General features: G+C 38.2%; 15 protein-coding genes and 1 tRNA gene. 9 read left to right on the top strand and 7 right to left on the bottom strand.

All coding sequences use genetic code 11. The features are described from left to right. The first annotated feature begins 179 nt into the window (after positions 1–179). Positions 180–1475: a tyrosine--tRNA ligase gene (gene tyrS / locus WFK35_RS10390; protein WP_336732594.1), complete on the top strand. Its 1296-nt coding sequence runs from the start codon at positions 180–182 to the stop codon at positions 1473–1475. A 125-nt stretch (positions 1476–1600) separates the two neighbouring features. Here the strand turns inward: tyrS and WFK35_RS10385 are convergent, their stop codons facing one another. Next, on the bottom strand, positions 1601–2053 hold the full coding sequence (locus tag WFK35_RS10385) for a hypothetical protein (protein WP_214589013.1): 453 nt from the start codon (positions 2051–2053) through the stop codon (positions 1601–1603). Positions 2054–2298: 245 nt separating this feature from the next. Here WFK35_RS10385 and WFK35_RS10380 point away from each other — a divergent pair, with 245 nt between their 5' ends. The 3 genes from WFK35_RS10380 (at position 2299) to WFK35_RS10370 (ending at position 4904) form a co-directional block, all read left to right on the top strand. Further along, positions 2299–2937: an alpha/beta hydrolase gene (locus tag WFK35_RS10380; RefSeq protein WP_214589012.1), complete on the top strand. Its 639-nt coding sequence runs from the start codon at positions 2299–2301 to the stop codon at positions 2935–2937. Positions 2938–3046: 109 nt separating this feature from the next. Beyond that, on the top strand, positions 3047–4378 hold the full coding sequence (locus WFK35_RS10375; RefSeq protein WP_336732593.1) for a PDZ domain-containing protein: 1332 nt from the start codon (positions 3047–3049) through the stop codon (positions 4376–4378). A 1-nt stretch (position 4379) separates the two neighbouring features. Further along, entirely contained in the window at positions 4380–4904 is a 525-nt protein-coding gene (locus WFK35_RS10370) for a hypothetical protein (RefSeq protein WP_214589010.1), read from the top strand. Here WFK35_RS10370 and WFK35_RS10365 read toward each other — a convergent pair. From WFK35_RS10365 to WFK35_RS10340, 6 genes are all read right to left on the bottom strand, one after another. After that, positions 4901–5923 carry a L,D-transpeptidase gene (locus WFK35_RS10365; RefSeq protein ID WP_235131417.1) on the bottom strand — a complete coding sequence of 341 codons (1023 nt, stop codon included), beginning with the start codon at positions 5921–5923 and terminating at the stop codon, positions 4901–4903. The two genes, WFK35_RS10370 and WFK35_RS10365, sit on opposite strands and share 4 nt — an antisense overlap. A 261-nt stretch (positions 5924–6184) precedes the next feature. Then, a complete protein-coding gene (locus WFK35_RS10360; protein WP_336732592.1) occupies positions 6185–8371 on the bottom strand; it encodes a beta strand repeat-containing protein in 2187 nt (728 codons plus the stop codon). Positions 8372–8454: 83 nt separating this feature from the next. Continuing rightward, on the bottom strand, positions 8455–9138 hold the full coding sequence (locus tag WFK35_RS10355) for a hypothetical protein (protein WP_336690712.1): 684 nt from the start codon (positions 9136–9138) through the stop codon (positions 8455–8457). Between the two features lie 19 nt (positions 9139–9157). Next, entirely contained in the window at positions 9158–9775 is a 618-nt protein-coding gene (locus WFK35_RS10350; protein WP_336732591.1) for a hypothetical protein, read from the bottom strand. A gap of 597 nt (positions 9776–10372) precedes the next feature. Beyond that, positions 10373–10558 (bottom strand): hypothetical protein, encoded by a 186-nt coding sequence (locus tag WFK35_RS10345; RefSeq protein ID WP_336732590.1) that lies wholly within the window; start codon positions 10556–10558, stop codon positions 10373–10375. Between the two features lie 180 nt (positions 10559–10738). Further along, a tRNA-Asp gene (locus tag WFK35_RS10340) sits at positions 10739–10812 on the bottom strand. A 638-nt stretch (positions 10813–11450) separates the two neighbouring features. On the opposite strand from WFK35_RS10340, the gene WFK35_RS10335 reads away from it, so the two are divergent. From WFK35_RS10335 to WFK35_RS10315, 5 genes are all read left to right on the top strand, one after another. Next, positions 11451–11801 (top strand): hypothetical protein, encoded by a 351-nt coding sequence (locus tag WFK35_RS10335; RefSeq protein ID WP_214589004.1) that lies wholly within the window; start codon positions 11451–11453, stop codon positions 11799–11801. A 73-nt stretch (positions 11802–11874) separates the two neighbouring features. Beyond that, positions 11875–12189: a hypothetical protein gene (locus WFK35_RS10330; RefSeq protein ID WP_336732589.1), complete on the top strand. Its 315-nt coding sequence runs from the start codon at positions 11875–11877 to the stop codon at positions 12187–12189. Between the two features lie 42 nt (positions 12190–12231). Continuing rightward, complete coding sequence (locus WFK35_RS10325; protein ID WP_336732588.1) at positions 12232–15885, top strand: hypothetical protein; 3654 nt, start codon at positions 12232–12234, stop codon at positions 15883–15885. A gap of 37 nt (positions 15886–15922) precedes the next feature. Beyond that, on the top strand, positions 15923–17281 hold the full coding sequence (locus WFK35_RS10320) for a hypothetical protein (protein WP_336732587.1): 1359 nt from the start codon (positions 15923–15925) through the stop codon (positions 17279–17281). A gap of 18 nt (positions 17282–17299) precedes the next feature. Continuing rightward, positions 17300–17712 (top strand): hypothetical protein (locus WFK35_RS10315; RefSeq protein WP_336732586.1); only part of this gene is annotated, 413 nt, incomplete at its 3' end.

Raw genomic sequence — 17712 nt, 5'->3', positions numbered from 1 at the left:
ATATAGGTTTCGGCGGCAAAGCCGCCGAAACCTATATCTACCAAAATAGCGAGTGCGGAGAGCAGGAAACAGCTCCTAAAAAATTAGCTTCTTTTTCATCCTGAATTGAAAGTTTCTGTCTTCGCCTTATTGCTCTGAAATGATTATCTTTGCACATTAAAATTTTAAATCAGAAAATAATGAACTCTTTTATTGAAGAACTGAAATGGCGCGGGCTTTTTGCCGACATGATGCCCGGAACGGACGAACAACTGGATAAGGAAATGACAACAGCTTACATCGGTTTTGATCCTACCGCAGATTCTTTGCATATCGGAAGTCTTATTCAGATCAAAATTTTAGCTCATTTTCAGCAGCACGGTCATAAACCGATTGCTTTGGTGGGTGGCGCAACAGGAATGATTGGGGATCCTTCAGGAAAGTCTGCGGAAAGAAATCTTCTGGATGAAGATACTTTGCTTCATTATGTAGACTGTCTTAAAAATCAGCTTTCCAGATTTCTGGATTTTTCGGGAAGCGAGCCGAATAAAGCGGAACTGGTAAACAATTACGACTGGATGAAAAATATTTCTTTCCTTGATTTTGCCAAAAACGTTGGGAAAAATATTACCGTAAATTATATGATGGCAAAAGATTCTGTAAAGAAAAGATTTTCGGGAGAATCGGGTGCAGAAGGAATGAGTTTTACGGAGTTTACCTATCAGTTGATTCAGGGATACGATTTTTTACATCTGTATCAAAATAACGGCGTTAAACTTCAGATGGGAGGTTCTGACCAGTGGGGAAATATCACGACCGGAACTGAACTGATCCGCAGAAAAGCACAGGGCGAAGCTTTTGCGTTAACGGTTCCTCTGATTACAAAAGCCGACGGTTCTAAATTCGGGAAGTCTGAAAGCGGAGAAAATTACTGGCTGGATAAAAAGAAGACTTCTCCTTATAAATTTTACCAGTTCTGGCTGAATGCAACGGATGAAGACGCAGAAAGATTCATTAAATTCTATACATTTTTAGGGAAGGAAGAAATTGAAGCTTTAATTGAAAATCATAAAACGGCTCCTCACGAAAGAAAACTTCAGAAAAAATTAGCTGAGGAAGTTACGGTATGGGTTCACGGAAAAGATGAATACGAAAAGGCATTGAAAGCATCTGAGATTCTTTTCGGACGTTCAACCGCTGAAGATCTGGTAAGTCTTGATGAAGAAACTTTTCTGGAAGTATTTGACGGAGTTCCGCAAAAAGAAGTATTGAAGAATGATGTTTTAGGCGTGAATATCGTAGATCTTTTATCTGAAAAATCAGGATTTTTAAAATCGAAAAGCGAAGCGACAAGAGAGCTGAAAGGAAATTCTATTTCCGTAAACAAACAGAAAATTAATGATACTTATACTGCGAATGAAAGTGATCTGATTGACGGCAAGTTTTTACTTCTTCAAAAAGGAAAGAAGAGCTATTTTATTGTGAAAGTAATTTAGAAGTTAATAATATAGTATAAATCGGGGGCGCAAAATTTTCAATTTTGCGCCCCCGATTTTTTAGGTAATGTCAATAAAAAAAGACCACCTTTTCAGATGGTCTTGGTATTTTGAATAATTTTTTCTTATAATTCTAAGAAGCTGTAAGAAAGTGATGCACTCTGCGTACCCGATCCTACTACTTTTTTAGTTTTTGCAACTTCACCGTCTACATAAATATTGATGATTAGCTCAGAATCTGAATAAGGAAGAACTGCATTTGCTGCTAAATTTAGCTGAGCCTGACTTGAGCTTACAAACTGCTCTCCGCTGGACCATGTAGTTCCTGTAGGATTGAAAGTAGTACTCTGCCCTGTTCCGATTTGTGTAACTACTGTTTTGAAAGTTCCTGTAACTGGTGGATTTGCAGGTGGATTTGGACCTTTTGTATTTATTTTAGCTTCAAATTGAATAATATGATCTGTAAATCCGTCCTCGTCATCTTTCTTACAAGAATTAACAACTAAAATTGCCGAAAATAATACAGCGAATAAAAAAGAAAGTCTAAGTAAACTTTTTGATTTGTAAAATTGCTTCATTTCTCCAAATAGATTTTTAATGTTCCAAATATAGGTTTTTTATCAATATAAAAATAACTTTTATGAAAAATTTCCAACAATGATTTGCAAATAATATCAATTCAATAAATATTTACACCGTTGTTTTTGCCTGAATATTGAATGACTGGACAATAGTTTTTAAGACAGTTTGTCCGTGTCTCTGAAATGGTCTTATTTTGATGCTGCTAAAGAATAAATACATCATTAATAATTATCTTTGCCTTATGAATTTAGATTATATTGTAAGAGAACCCGAAAATATTAGCTCCGATACCACGATTCTTTTCATGCTTCACGGCTATGGAAGCAACGAGCAGGATCTTTTCAGCTTCAGGGAAACACTTCCTAAAGACTGGATTATCGTAAGCTTCAGAGCACCGAGAAATACCCAGTTTGAAGGCTTTTCATGGTATGATATCGATTTTAATAATCCTGAAAATTTTATTGATGTTCCGCAGGCTACAGAATCTTTAAACAGCGTTACGGAAAGCATTCTTAAAATTATAAACAGTTATGGAATTACCGAAGGAAAGACTCACCTTTGCGGTTTCAGTCAGGGAGGAATTTTATGTTATGCTCTGGCTCTGAAATATCCTGAAATGTTTAATCTTGTGGCGTGTTTAAGCAGTTACCCGGAAGAAAAATTACTCACCGACATTGTAAGGGATAAGAAAAAACTGGAAAGACTTCGCTTCTTTATTTCTCACGGAACAGATGATGCCGTAATTCCTTTGGAATGGGGAAGAAAAGCGGCAGATCTTTTGTATGATTTAAGCTGTTATTTTACGTTCAGAGAATATATGAGCGGTCATGGAGTGAACCAGAAAAATTATATGGATCTGATGGATTTTTTCTCCAAATAGATTATCGAAATGTAAATATTCGTTTTAAATTATTAAACAAAATACAAACATTCTCATTTTGGGAATGTTTTTTTATTGCTGATAAGGATAAATTCAGTAAATTCAGTAAATGAAACTGAGGTATCTTTTTGTGTTGTTGCTGTTCAGCATTTTAATGAATGCTCAGAACTCTTTTGAAATAAAGGATGCCAAAAAAACAGTTATTCCCTTTAAGCTTATTGCCAATTTAATCTTTATTCCCGTTAACATTAACGGGGTTAATCTGACTTTTTTACTGGATACGGGAGTGGCAGAAACTTCTATTTTCAGTCTTGAAAATAAAGAAATTAATCTACAGAATATTGAGAAGATAAAATTTGCCGGTTTAGGAGGAAGTGCAAGTATCGATGGATTTCGTTCCGATAATAATATTGCAAAAATTGGAAAGAACTTTGTAAATTATTCAATGACGGTTTATATCATTACCGATCAGGATTTTAATATTTCTTCACATGTAGGAATTCCGGTAAATGGAATTATCGGTTATCATTTTTTTAAAGATCATCCTGTCCTGATTGATTATGCATCTAAAAAAATTATCATCTACAACGATAAAAATCTATTTCAGAAAAAGATAAAAAATTTCAGAGAGATGGATATCAGCATCGAAAAAAACAAGCCTTATGTTGTGGCTGATGTTGAAATGACCAGAGAAAGAAAACCTTCAAAATTGCTGATTGATCTGGGAAACAGTGATCCGATGTGGCTATTTCCTGCCCTCATCAAAGATTTTGTATACAACAGACCGAATATTGATGATTATCTGGGAAGAGGTTTTAATGGTGATGTGTATGGCAAACGAAGCAGAATTCACAACCTGTATCTCGGAGATTTTAAATTTGAAAAGCCACTAACTGCAATGCCGGACGAATACTCCATTCAGCACGTAAATATGGTTGAAAACAGAAAAGGCTCAATTGGCGGAGATATCATGAGACGTTTTACTGTTGCATTCGATTATTCTGATCAGAAAATGTATTTAAAAAAGAACGGCAATTACGATGATCCTTTTCATTTCAATATGAGCGGTCTGGATTTTAAGCAGGACGGAATGGAATGGACGAAAGATGTGGTAAATCTTCCCGCTAAAAGCAAAGAAAGTCCTTCCAACGGAATCGAAATCATCAATAACAACCTGCAGTATAATTTTGTTTTAAAGCCCATTTTTTCCATTGCCGGAGTCCGTAAAGATTCTCCCGGAGCTAAAGCCGGACTGCAGAAAGACGATCGTTTAATAAGCATTAATGGTAAAAAAACAGAAGACATGACGCTCAATAAAATCATGGAAATGATGAAATCCGATGAGGGAAAAACCATCGATATGCTGATTGAAAGAAAAAATAAACAAATGACTTTGAGCTTTACTCTCGAAGATCCGATACCTTACCAAGAACAGGAATGATATGAAAACCGAAGAAACTACGCTGGACAAAATAAGAACCAGACCGCGATTTAAGATGTTTACTCATTTAACCAAAGAAGAATATGCAGAAAATCTGAAAAAATACCTTAAAGAGCATAAAGATGAATTTTCCGGCAACATTAATAAAGAAGTTGCAACCATCTGTGTGGAAACAGATTATGAAACCTACTGGAAACCAAGATTGTCTTTAAGGATTGAAATTGAAGACGAAAAAACTGCGATACGGGGCGTTTTCGGACCCAGTTCCGCAGTTTGGACGTTTTTTATGTTTTTATATTTTGTTTTTTCGATCCTCTGGATGGTTTTTATTTCCATGTATTATGTTGAAAAGCAAATCAACAGTCAGGAATTTCCATGGGCTCTTACCGCATCCTTTATTATGTTATTCTGCATTGCACTCACATATGCAGCAGCACGTTTCGGCCAGCATAAAGGGAAGGATGAAATGCAGAAGCTCAGAAGATTTGCCGAAGAATCTACGCTGCAATTCGAAAAGATCGATTAAGGAGCAACTGTTTTGGTTGTTTGTGGCATTTGTTCCACAACAGCTTTTGCCGCTTTTATAGAATCCACCACTTTTTCTCTGTTGTCCTGCTCTTTGAGTATTTTTTCGATGTTTGGTTCTATCATCTTAGTCATTTCTTCCACAGAAACGCTGTTTGCATTCGGATCGTTCAGAAGTTTTCTCCAGGGTTTTCTTTTGCCCCAGCCATAATCTCCATACACCATTACCGGAGTTCCTTTTGCTTTTGTAGTTGCACCACCCGGATTTAATACCCACGTATCTGCATAACCGTAAAGCCATTTTGCATCTTTCATTAATAATCTTAAACAGGAGTGCGATGCAGGATAACCCGGAAGATCATACTGATGCCATCCAATTCCGTCGAGATTAAAGATGTTGAAATTATAGGGTAACTTCCACTCGCTGCTTACAGTTGAAATTGCCAGCTGCTTTTTCCAGTTGGCAAAAGTAAGACCTGTCTTTGTTTTGGCGGTTTTCTTCCCCATACTTGTAGGACCCCATTTTACCAATGTTCCGTTTGAATATACTCCGTAAGCCTGAATAGGATATGAAAAGATAACAAATTTCTTCACCGGACTCAACACATCAAGCTGCATCGGGAAAGGAGAATACTCCATTAATGTAGTATCAATTTTTGCAGGAACCACCAAAGTATCGGCATTCCATTTATTTTTAGAATCCAGCCTGTTTAAAGCTAAAATAGCATAACGCTCCTTTTCAGTATACTTTTCATTGAAGATTCCGAAGAGAGAATCTTTCATTTTTTTGTCTTTTGGGAAAATAAAAGCATTGTAAAAACCATCTTCCTGCATTGCGGGTGGTAAAGATTCTTTTTCTATTACAGAATCTTTTTTTACAATTATAGAATCTTTTTCAGAATCAGGTTCACTTATTGATGATGTTGTATCACTGATTTTATCGCTGATTTTTTCAATTTCCTTTTTGCAGGAAACCATCATTAAAGTAATAAAGAATGCGTAAAGAAATGATTTTTTCACAAGTCTGTTTTTCATAAATAAAAATGGCAGATAATTTTTTCTACTCAGTACAAATATCAGACCTAAAATCGGATAAAAAAAATGAAGCGTTCATTTACCGTAAAAATACGGTGAGCAGATAATCCTATTCTGAAAGCTCATTATTTTCAAGCTTATCCGATAATTGACTGATACGTAACTAAAAAACTATTATAAAGAAAATAAACTGAGAACTCACTCCATAAAATATAGACAGCCAATGCAAAAGACTAATTCATAAAATTAATTTAATCTGATGATTTTCAATCTGTGCTGTCCGGTACCTGTTAAAGCCGTAACAGTACCCACTTCCCCACCGATTTGTATATTAACCGTTTGTCCGGCTGTTAGATTCACCACTGATGATGGAGAACTTGTAATATTAACTCCGCTTCCCGCGTATGGAGATGCCGAACAGGATGATTCTGTGTCTGTTGTACCATTTACAACAATTCTGGTTGTAATTGCATGGTTGGCAGCTGTATTTGCATTAAAACTGTTATTTACGATAATCTGATACGTTCCTGTCGCCGGAGCCGTAAAATTTCCTGAGGTTGTATTGTAGGAAGTTCCTACATTTACTGCTGTTGTATTGTAGGGGATAACAACATAGGCAACTGCGGGAGTATATGTTGTGGTTCTCGACGCATCTACCAGCAACTGAGGAAAGGTATAATTGTTGGGTTCCCATTGGCTGGTAGTGGTGTTGTAAATCAATGTCTGTCCGTTTACAGGAGCTGTATTGGCAACATTTCGTCCCTGAATTTTTGTAACTGTGGAAGCTGCTAAAGTTCCGGTAACGTCACCTGCTATAGAAATTCCTGATGTTGGATAAGTTCCTGCTGCAGTTAATTGTCCCTGTGCATTTACCGTGAATGTAGGAACAGCAGTAGAAGCGGTTCCGTAAGCCCCTGCAGTCACCGCAGTATTACTCAAAGATATGGTTCCTGTAGTGGTTATGGGTCCTCCCGTAAGTCCTGTTCCTGTGGCAATATTGGTTACAGTTCCTGTATTTGAGGCTGAAATCGTTCCGTCCGGAGCAACATTTATTCCTGAGCCTATTTTTACCCCTCCAAGAATTGTGGAGCTTGCAACAGGCAGAGAATATGCCGAAGGCAGCAAGTGTTTCTGCCCATCTGCACCAATATAGATATTTGTATTTCCTGTCCCTCCCAAGACTCCCTGAGTTCCCGAAACAAGGTTACCGATGCCCGTAACTAAATCGTAGTCTAAAGTTACTCCGCTCCCCAATACAGCATTAGTACCACCTGTTAGAGTTAATCCCGCTGTTGATGTCGTTATATTACCTCTTGTAAGCGCTGCATTTGGTGATGTATTAATCCAGCCAGATCCGTTGTATTGTAAAATCTGCCCTGCTGCAATAGTGGAAAGAGATACATCACTTAAACCTGACAATGCGAAATTTCCCAGAGTTCCGTTTCCTCTAATGTATTGAGCAGCTGTTCCCGAACCGGAAACAGTAATCGTTCCCGAATTGGTAATCGGAGAGCCGGAAACGCTAAATGCAGAAGGCATACTAAGTCCTACACTTGTAACTGTTCCCGTATTTGCCGCCGATATTGTACCGTCTGCCGCAACATTAATTCCTGAACCAATTTTTACTCCTCCAAGGGTTGTGGAACTTGCAACAGGCAAAGAGTATGCTGAAGGCAGCAAATGTTTCTGTCCGTCCGCACCAATATAAGTATTTGCAATTCCCGTTCCTCCTGAAACTCCCTGAGCTCCTGCGGAAAGCCCTCCGATACCAGTCACTAAATTGTAATCGACCGCTGCTCCGCTTCCCAAGACAGCATTAGTACCTCCGCTTACGGACAATCCAATAGTGGTTGTCGTTAAATTTCCTTTGGTAAGAGCAGAAATTGGAGATATATTAGCCCAGACTGAACCATTATACTGCAAAATCTGTCCTGCCGTAAGACCAGACAAAGTAACATCATTTAAACCTGATAATAAAAAGTTTCCTAAAGTGCCATTTCCTCTGATGTATTGAGAAATGGTTCCTGAACCGGTGACTGTAATCGTTCCCGATCCGGTAACGGGAGAATTTGAGACACTGAAAGCCGCAGGCATACTGAGCCCTACACTTGTTACAGTTCCGTTATTGACAGTATTAAGAATACCGCCGGAGAATGTAAGTCCTGAGCCTAAAGAAAGCGGACTTACATTACCAGAAGCATTTGCATATAAAATTTTATTAATAAGACCTGCACTGGTATAGGCAGCTCCGACAGATTTTACGATTCCATTAACGTCAAGCTTTTCAGTAGGATTGGTTACACCAATACCCACATTCCCAGGGTTTTTATTGTAAATATTACTGCCGGACAAAGTCCATTTTGACTCATCAATCTGTTTAAGGGTACCTTTGTTATCAACTACCCGCACTTGTGCATAGAGTGAAAAAGACAAAAACAAACAAAATAAAATTGAAAAATTTGCCAGTCTCATGTTATCAATAAAATTTTGATCAATTATTATTCTAAAGAAATCTCTTATTTCAGATACTGAACCTCGATAATGTCTCCCGCCAGTACAGACCAGTTGTTAGGAGCAGTACTGTTCGGAACGAGAGTTACCACAGATCCTGAGACTGTATAATCTTCATTGGCAATTAATTTTGCTCCGTTTCTGTATACCCATACCTGCGAATAAGCAGGCAATGCAGGAGATCCCGTTAAATTGTAAGAAGTCTGGCCAGCCGCAGAGGTAAATTTTTCCTGTCCGCTTTGTACAAGATCTGTTGCAAGCATTTTTAAAACATTTCCTGTAGCTTCATCTCTTACCAGAATTGTGTACCCTGAAGTTCCTAATGTTGCAGAAGTTGAAGGAACATTAGATCCTGCCTGATTTGCATTGGTGTTCTGAAGGACTTTCGCTAATCCGAACTTTTTGCCATTAAGATCAATAGTTGTGTCATCTGTAAGCGTACCTCCAAGTTGCCAGGTTGTGGTTGTTACATTATTCGTTGTATTAGTAAGTGTTGTAATCCCGTTTTTAGCCTGCAGGTATTTAATTGTCCCCTTGTTGTCTATTACTCTTATTGTTCCGTTAAGAGCCTGTGCTGCACCATTAGCAGAATTTTGGGTTACATCGCCTGTCGTTTGCTGCGCATTTACCATTCCGAAAGATGAAAGAATGAATACCAGAATTGCTGAAGTTTGTAGATACCTTTTCATGATAAGTAATTTTAAAGTTTTATAAGAATTTGTAAATTTTTATTTCATCGTTAGCGTAGCAGGATACTCCGGGTTCCAGTTTTATATTAAATGAAGAAAGAACCTGAAAATCTATGTTTACGCCATTTCTGTAGACTTTTGTATTAGAAGAACTTACATTCCAGGGAGTCGGGAATTCTGTCTGCCCATCTGTTGCAATAATTTTTACAGAAAGAATCTCCGTTCCGGACATTTGTGAAATCCAATTGCTGCCATTATACACAAAGAGAGTTCCCGTAGAATTATTAACAAATATATCTCCCGTAGAGTTTGTCGTAGGAATAGCAGGATCTGAGTTTCCGTAGAAAATTTTTGAACTGTCATTAAATCTGAGCCATTTGCTGCCATCCCAATAATAGTAGCCTTTGGTAATTCCGCTGTTTGTCGTTGTATTATAAACAAGCAGGCTGACTGCAGGATTAGGAACGGTAGAAACGTCCGTAACGCTCTGAAGAGGAACTCGCGGTATGAGAACCCCTTTGTCTGATGCTTTTGCCACAATGTCGAGTGCCGCTGAAGGATCAGGATTAGGAGTATTCACCCCTACCTGAGATAAAAGCAGTGGTGAAATCAGGACTGAACATACAATAAACATCAACCTCATAGCTTTAAGGCTTATTACTTATTATTATACTCTAATAAGTTAAATGTTCATTAAAATGTATTTGGAATAGATTGCAGAACAGCAACTACTTACAGGTTTCTCGAAATAATTTTAATGACATTATTCAACTTTGTGTGATTAATTGAATAATTCTCATCTAACTTTGTGATTATTTAACGAATATACATATTTATTTAAAATAAAAGAAGAATAATTTTAAAATTTTACTAATTTTTAATAAATAATTTAATTAGCCAAATTCTATCGAAAAAATATAAATATAAAAAGTGGTAAATATTAAATAAGCTGTTAAATACCTTGTAACGTTTTGTTTATAAATGATTGGCGGAAAGTTTAATGTTGAAAAACAGGTAAACAGAAATTCAGAATATTATTTTGTGTGTTGATGACCTTTTTCTAATTTGCTTTTACAAACCATAAAGTACTCTACACAATCCTGAATGAGAAAATCTTTTTTTACAGAACAATAAGTCTGCATTTCGCTAACAAACAATTTCTGAATAGTTTCTAATTCCGATAATGATCTTCTCCGTAAAAAACAATCTCTGATATAGTTTTTAAGAATAAGAATTATAAAGCCTCTTTTGGCACATTTTTCATCAAATATGTACGGAAAAGTGATTCCCATCCATTCATTATCAAAAAAATAACATCTTCATCATCTTCCAACAGTATTAAACTTTCATCATAAGCCCATTTCAGAAGATTTTCTTTCAGTTCTTCCTTATTATTCCAATCAAAGTTTAATGTAATCATCCGCTTATTTTCTCTTTAATCTTGATATTTCTGCTAATGGAAATTTAAAAAATTAGTGTTTATTCTGTATAAATGTTGGGAATTATTTTCAGAAAATTATATAAAACTCTTCATGGATTAATCTGAAAATATAAAATGATATAAATAAAAAAAGTCTTCTAATATTTAGAAGACTTTCTGCGATCCGGACGGGACTCGAACCCGCGACCTCCGCCGTGACAGGGCGGCATTCTAACCAGCTGAACTACCGGATCAATTTTTAAAAGTAAATTGATAAAAACTTTTGCTATGCGGATGTAATTCATACTTTTCAGAAAAATACTTATCCATAAGCTTTTGCTGCTGTTCTATTCAAAATATTACCAAATGAGTAACTTTTGAAGTAAGATAAAGAGCGATTGTTTTTAACTGGTGCAAATATATAGATTTTTTTATTGCTGTAAAAAGAATTTGCTTTTTTTCTTCTTAAACAACTGTAAAGAACAGATTTTCAAATATAAAATTTGTCTGTTATCTGAAAATATTTAACCGAATAAAACCATTAATTACATAAAAAAGATATACTGAATCTCCTGCCAGACCGCTATGATTATTAGGTTTATTTACCTCTAATATTTATTTTACAGGAAACTCAGTTCCTTGAATGCACGTGTTTTTATACGTTTACATAACACTGATAATCAGTTAAGTATAAATACGCAGTTTATAAATTAAGTATTTTCACTTAACAGTGTATTATTTTATTTTCTTTACTTTGAGTTGTTCTTTAATGAATCTTCTATTACATCAACAAGGCAAATTTTAAAAAGCCAGACTGTGATATTTTTTTAATAATTGACTTCTTTGACATAAATAATTTTAAAATATTTTTTAAACCTTAAAACTAATAATTATGGCATCACAAAATCCAGTAATCAACCAAAGTGGAAGTGCAAGTATTAAATCAGGTCAATTCTGTACCTGGAATACGGCAAACGGTACAAACTCTACCATCACCATTGCTAACGCCAGCAGAAGTAATGTATTAAAATTTGCTATTTCGGGAGCTCCGGCAAGTGGTATTATTGTAGACAATGCAGGTCAGTCGACAACACCTTTCGACGGGGTGTATTCTTTGAAGCCCAATTCTCCAAACATCGTAGTTACAGCTTTTGGTGATTTTGGCGGTTCAACAGTTACCATCACCAACATTACCAATGCTCAAAATGATGCTGAGGCAAGTATTCAGTGTCAAACAAGCTAATTGTGGCGGTAAACTCCGCTTTCAGATTCTCTTATTATTTATTCTTGGTCATACTCTGGCAACGGCTCAGGGTATGGTCAAGTCTAAAGCCGACACTGTATGGCTTTCCCGATATGAATTTGCACAAAAGCAAACCAACAATGGAAGCGATTGTATCTGTTCTATTACCAATAACAGTCAGGCTAATATAGCCACAGTTGTATTAACCGGCGCACCAGATACAAGTACTATTCAACTGGACAGTACGGCAACGTTCAATGGTACACACTATTTAAAGCCTGGTCAGCAGGCAATTGCTGTAGGCAATTTTGCCGGAAAAACAATTACAGTATTAAATCTGTCCCTTTTAGATGTCGTGATTGTTGTTATGCTATTCTGCCCCGGTTAAGAATTTACCTGTATCCTATTTTGATAAAAAACAATTATTCTTATGGCACAATCCGAAACAGAAATCATATTCAGCAATGAAAACTCCGGAAACCCTGCGCTGTATATATACAATCAAATAGGGCAACACTGGACTGCTTTATTGCTACCGGAAGGATCTGCTTATACTGATCCTGCTATTACCCTTCAGACTGCAGTACAGCAACAGGTCTATTTTCTTTTTGCCAAAACAGCTCCCGCCGATCCAAAGACCTTTATAGAGAACTACCGTTCTTATCTGCTTACGTTTCGTCAAAACGTAACAGCCAACCTTACAGTTGCATGGCTGAGTAACATTAATGAAAAACCTTCTGATAAAAATACAACCGTTATTAATTTTGCTCAATATGGAATCAATAAACCTTTTGTAGTAGGGCAAACATTTAATACTACCATCGGAAATGGTTTTGCTACGCTTACCATACTGAACAATACCACTATGACATTACAGCCGGAAACAACTCCGGATGCTTTACGGCTTGTCTGGACTCCAGGCAATCCTAACATGAACTTTGCGAATAAAGTACTTGGAACCAGTTCGCTCTTCAACAGCGACATTACGATTCCTTTCAGTGGTCCGGGGACAGGATCTTTTCGTTTTTCACTGGGGCTTAATATGAATTTGGACTTTACAGCATATGGCTTGCAAAATAAATATTATTACGGCAACAGCAAACCACGTTCCTGCTTCTCTTATCCCATGCTGAAAACCGGCAATGGCAATGATTATTTAATTACCCAGACCGAAATCGATCTGCTCGATATAGCTAATAATAACGGACTGAATACCTATTTTGCTATCACTGGCCAGATCTACAATACACTTAGCGGTCAGAAAAGATCTGCTTCCCTGCCTAGTAATTACGCTATCAATACCGGCTACCCTCTTACTTTATGGCCTTTGGTAAACATGGTAGATTCAGGTGCACCTGTCAATAATTTATTTCCGGCAGACTACAGCGCACGTTTTGTAATATCACCACAGGATGCTGCAGGCGCCGATCCATACTACCTTTCACCGGAAGGCGATTTTTATCTTGATTCAGGAGCATCACAAGCTGCCTTTGCGGATGAAAACGGGCAATACAGTTTGCTTCCCGGACTTTCAGGCACTGAGATCATTACCTTTACTCCTTATAAAAATAATAACGGTGCTGTTACCGGCGATACTATACGCTTTATTTCAAAGCAGGCCGCCTTTGCCGCTAATTTTCCAGGGCAGGAAGTTTCACTTGCCAATCCGGGGACAGATGCTCCCACTCTAGACAGTACCTATCTTACGGCATGGGCTAATATTGTTACCCAAATTTCCGGCAACGTGCAATATGCTTCACAACCTCAGGGAGCTTCTTTATTTGCCAAAGATCATGGTATAGCATCATCTGCGAATAACATCACAGGATTTCTAGGGTTTTATGAGCCTTCGGTAGATATGCCGCAAGACAACAATTTCGCAGTGCCATTGGTGCCTTATCTTGGCATAAGTACTGTATCTTCTTCAAGCTCACAAGATATAAATACATTCGAATCCAAGGTGCTTAGTGCAGAAAGAAAAGCATTGATATCAGCCGCCTTCACCGTACCTCGTTCCAGCAAGAGTCTGGCAAAAAGAAGCATGGCAGAAGCGGAAGCAATATCTTACACTGCCTCTGCTACACCTCAGGGAATGGTTGCCAATGTAAATAATGACGGCAGCTGGGGATTACTAAATCTGGCGCAGAATACCGTAAATAATGGTTCTCCTGAATATCTAAATCCCGAAGGACAAATACCGGCAACACCTCCACAATATCAGCTCAGTTTTATTAATCTGATGCCTCAAATGCAAAGCGCATTTCTTACCAATCAGCAGTTTCTGGTAATGACCAATAATCAATATTTAGGCAATTTGTTCTCAACGATGAATACATCAGGTGGTGGCTCAAGCAATCAACCGGTGTTCAACAATAAAATGTCTATTGAAGACTGGCCTTTTGATCTAAATGTGGGAACAAGTAATACTTACGCCGACTATAATAATGTTTTAATTTTTAAATTCTGTCAGGGCAGCATTATTGATCGGGTAAAAAATCCGAAAGAATGGACTCAGGCTAATGCATTTAATATTGATAAAGACAATACTGATCCCAATGCTGCTTATAACCAGCTGGTTGCCGTATCATCATGGCTTCAGGATTATTTACAGGCGGCTGAAGATGCATATAACGCCGCTCTCTTAAATCCTGCCTCCGGACAGCTTGAATATTATCAGAAGTTTCATTCCATCATCAATGATCCTAATTGGAATGGCATTCTGGCTCTTAAAGCAACAATCGATCTAAAAGAATTCCCTCAACAATTAAAAGGACTAATCAGTGGAATTAACCTTAAAAACTTCTATGCACATCACTTTGGAATAGAAGTAAACCGTGTAGATGCAAGCGGTGTGATAACCATGGATCCAGTAAGCTCTTTGTTCGGGTTGATAAATTATGTTGATCCTGCATATGCCCAGCAAATCTCACAGGGATTAGATCCCAATAAGCCGATACAGCCTGCAGCAGGCGCTACTTATGATTTTAAAGTATTGTTTCTACAGGTACTTTTTGAAAATACAGCCATTAAAGATTTTGCCAGTAAGATACAACTTACCATGAATAATCTCTTCTCTGATAAAGTGACTCATACAAACAATCCTTACGGTTCAGGCAGTCTGAATACAGTGGTACTCAATGGCACTTATCAGGATCATAATGGCACTCCTGTATATGTTTTTGATAATAAAGACGATAATCTTTTCTTCTTTGACAGTAATCTGCTTACAAATGTAGAAATTACCAAAATACAGTTCAATACACTCACAACCGATCCTGCAGCACTCGATATACAATCGAGGTTTACCATGTGGGGTTATCTTAACTTCGATACAATGATAGCTCCGGCTTCCGGCGAAGGGGAAACAGATTATCCGCTTGATACTTTTTCTTTTGGGATCACAATAAACAATGATACTTTACAACAAGGGCTTAATTACAGCAACCTGTATGTAAATATGTCATTTAATCTAAATACGCCTTCAGTTACAACTTTTGCTTTTGATGCCTCTCAGATTGCTTTTAATTCATCACAAAGCAATGCCAGACCGAATAGCCTTTATCCTAATTTTGCTTTACAGATCAATAAGCTCTTGAGTGGCAATGAAGAATCGGCTCCGTCAGGACAAGGGTATTTAAAGCTTGCATTACCCGGCATCAATGCCACGGGACTTGCTGGTAACTGGTACGGATTGCAGATGACACTTAATATGGGCTCACCCGGAGAGCTTGCCAGCAGCGCAGGTTTTAATGCCAGTCTTCTGATTGCGTGGAGCCCCGGATCTAAAAGTGCGGCTCCCGGCTACAATGCATTTGTAGGCATCAAGCTGCCCGGTACTTCCAGTAATGCTAAACTTCTGAGCATACAGGGTGTATTAAAATTATCTATTGATAAACTGAGTTTACAATACGTAAAAGACCAGAACTCATACCTTTTGACCTTATCTAACATTGCTTTGAAATTACTGGGCATTTTGAAATTACCTCCCGGAGGAAATACGGATTTCCTATTGTTCGGTAATCCCAATCCGGGTGCCACCGCTAAAAGTCTGGGTTGGTACGCTGCTTATAATAAATCAGAATAAATTGCCTTAAATCATATGTACATAAAAAATAACAACCATGGCAAGAATACTCTACTGGAACATACGGCAATTCGCAATTAACAAGATCGACGCACCCCGGGCTAAAAGGAGATGGGATGGATCTTTTATTATTCCTCCGCAACCGGGCTACAGAAAACGAGTGATAAGAACGACAATCACCCAGAACAAACCCGATATTTTTGTCGTAGTAGAAACATCTACCGGAGCCGGTGCTGCAGGTACTTTAATTTCTGCCGGCGGTGCTGATGGAAGCATATTTCTGCTACAACAAATGAGAACCTGGTTTCCGGGTGACGACTGGCGGCTTATTCCCCCGCTAAGACTGGGACAAGGAAATGTTCAGGAGGGTATCTCTGTATTTTATAACCATGCCAGAGTACAATTTACAGGTCCATGGGGATGGCAGGGCGATGGCAACCCATCTGATTCGGTTGCTAACATAGGACTGGGAAACCTCGTTAACTATGGTCCTCCTTGGGTAAACCTTCTGCCTGCCGGCAATGCACCTGCCGGACTTAACACAATTAACCCTGGTGTACCCTATAGGAAACTTGCGGGACAATGGCTTTTTCACGGACCTTTGGCTGGCGGTGTTGCTCCGGTATTAGGCTTCCCTAATGCATTTAACAGAACTCCTTTCTTAACTACTTTCTGGGAACCGGGAGCAGGAGGTGCAGCAGGCAAAATGATTAAATTATTGGCTTTCCATGCTTCACCAAAAAAACAGCAGGCTGCCGATGGAACCAACCAATTATCCAATATTCTTGAAATGACTACAGATCTTGCTGCCAATCAGGTAGGAGTTATTGTAGGAGATTTTAATGTAGATTTATTTAATACTCACTTTGAGCCCATTGCTTACGACCGTTTACTTGGTGCTTTTCCAGCAGGTGTTGGCTATACCCGTCAGATTAATCCTACCACTAACATATGGCCAGACAAAGGATATGTTTGTACCATGCTGAGGTCTCATAACAGTGCCAGACCCTGGGCAACGAACGGCTATCCGGGGTATGAATATGTAATACAAGATACATTCTCAAGTGTAGACAATATTTTAACACGTTATGGCGGAGGCTCGGCTGTTGGTCCTGCAACCAACATTACCATAGCCAACAGAGTTACAGGAACACCATACAACAGAGATGTGCCGGCTATAGCAGGAGCTCCACAAGGGAGTTTGATTTATAATTCTGCCATGGCATTAGATGGAGGAGGATTACCTTCTGCACTCCCTCTTCCTATAGCCGGACCCACAGGACATGGCGGCGTTGTTCCCGGAAATATAGGAGCGCTGACTTCTTTTGTTGGCTGGAATAACTACCGCAGAATCATCAGTACCAGTGACCACATGGGATTAATTGTGGACGTTTAACAGAATCATTTTATTATTATGAGCTTATCCAATTTAGTTACTACATTTAAAAGCCAGGCTGCTGCCAATAGCGGTAATATTACTATTAATGCAGCATCTTTTACCGATTCAGGCTTAATTCCGCCAGTTGGGCTGGATGAATTGCTGTCTCAAAGTTATCAACTTCCGGATGGCTCATTTTTGTTGATTGATACTTCCGGTACTTCTATTCCTGAGCCTGTAGGAAATACATTAACAATCTCCGATGCTACGGCAGCAATACTTAATGTAGAAAAAGCGAATACTTCAGTTACACTGATTATTACAGCAAACGAAGCGGATGAAGTTCAGTTTACCATACAAATTAACCTGTCCGACTGGAAGTTTGCTACCAGCTGGGAATACATGACGGGCGGCATATTCGATAATCTTCCATACACCTCCCCTTCCTT

Source organism: Chryseobacterium sp. VD8 (assembly GCF_037149975.1).
Taxonomy (GTDB): domain Bacteria; phylum Bacteroidota; class Bacteroidia; order Flavobacteriales; family Weeksellaceae; genus Chryseobacterium; species Chryseobacterium indicum.
The sequence above is the reverse complement of the archived record's forward strand: the minus strand, read 5'-3'. Positions and strand labels throughout refer to the sequence as shown.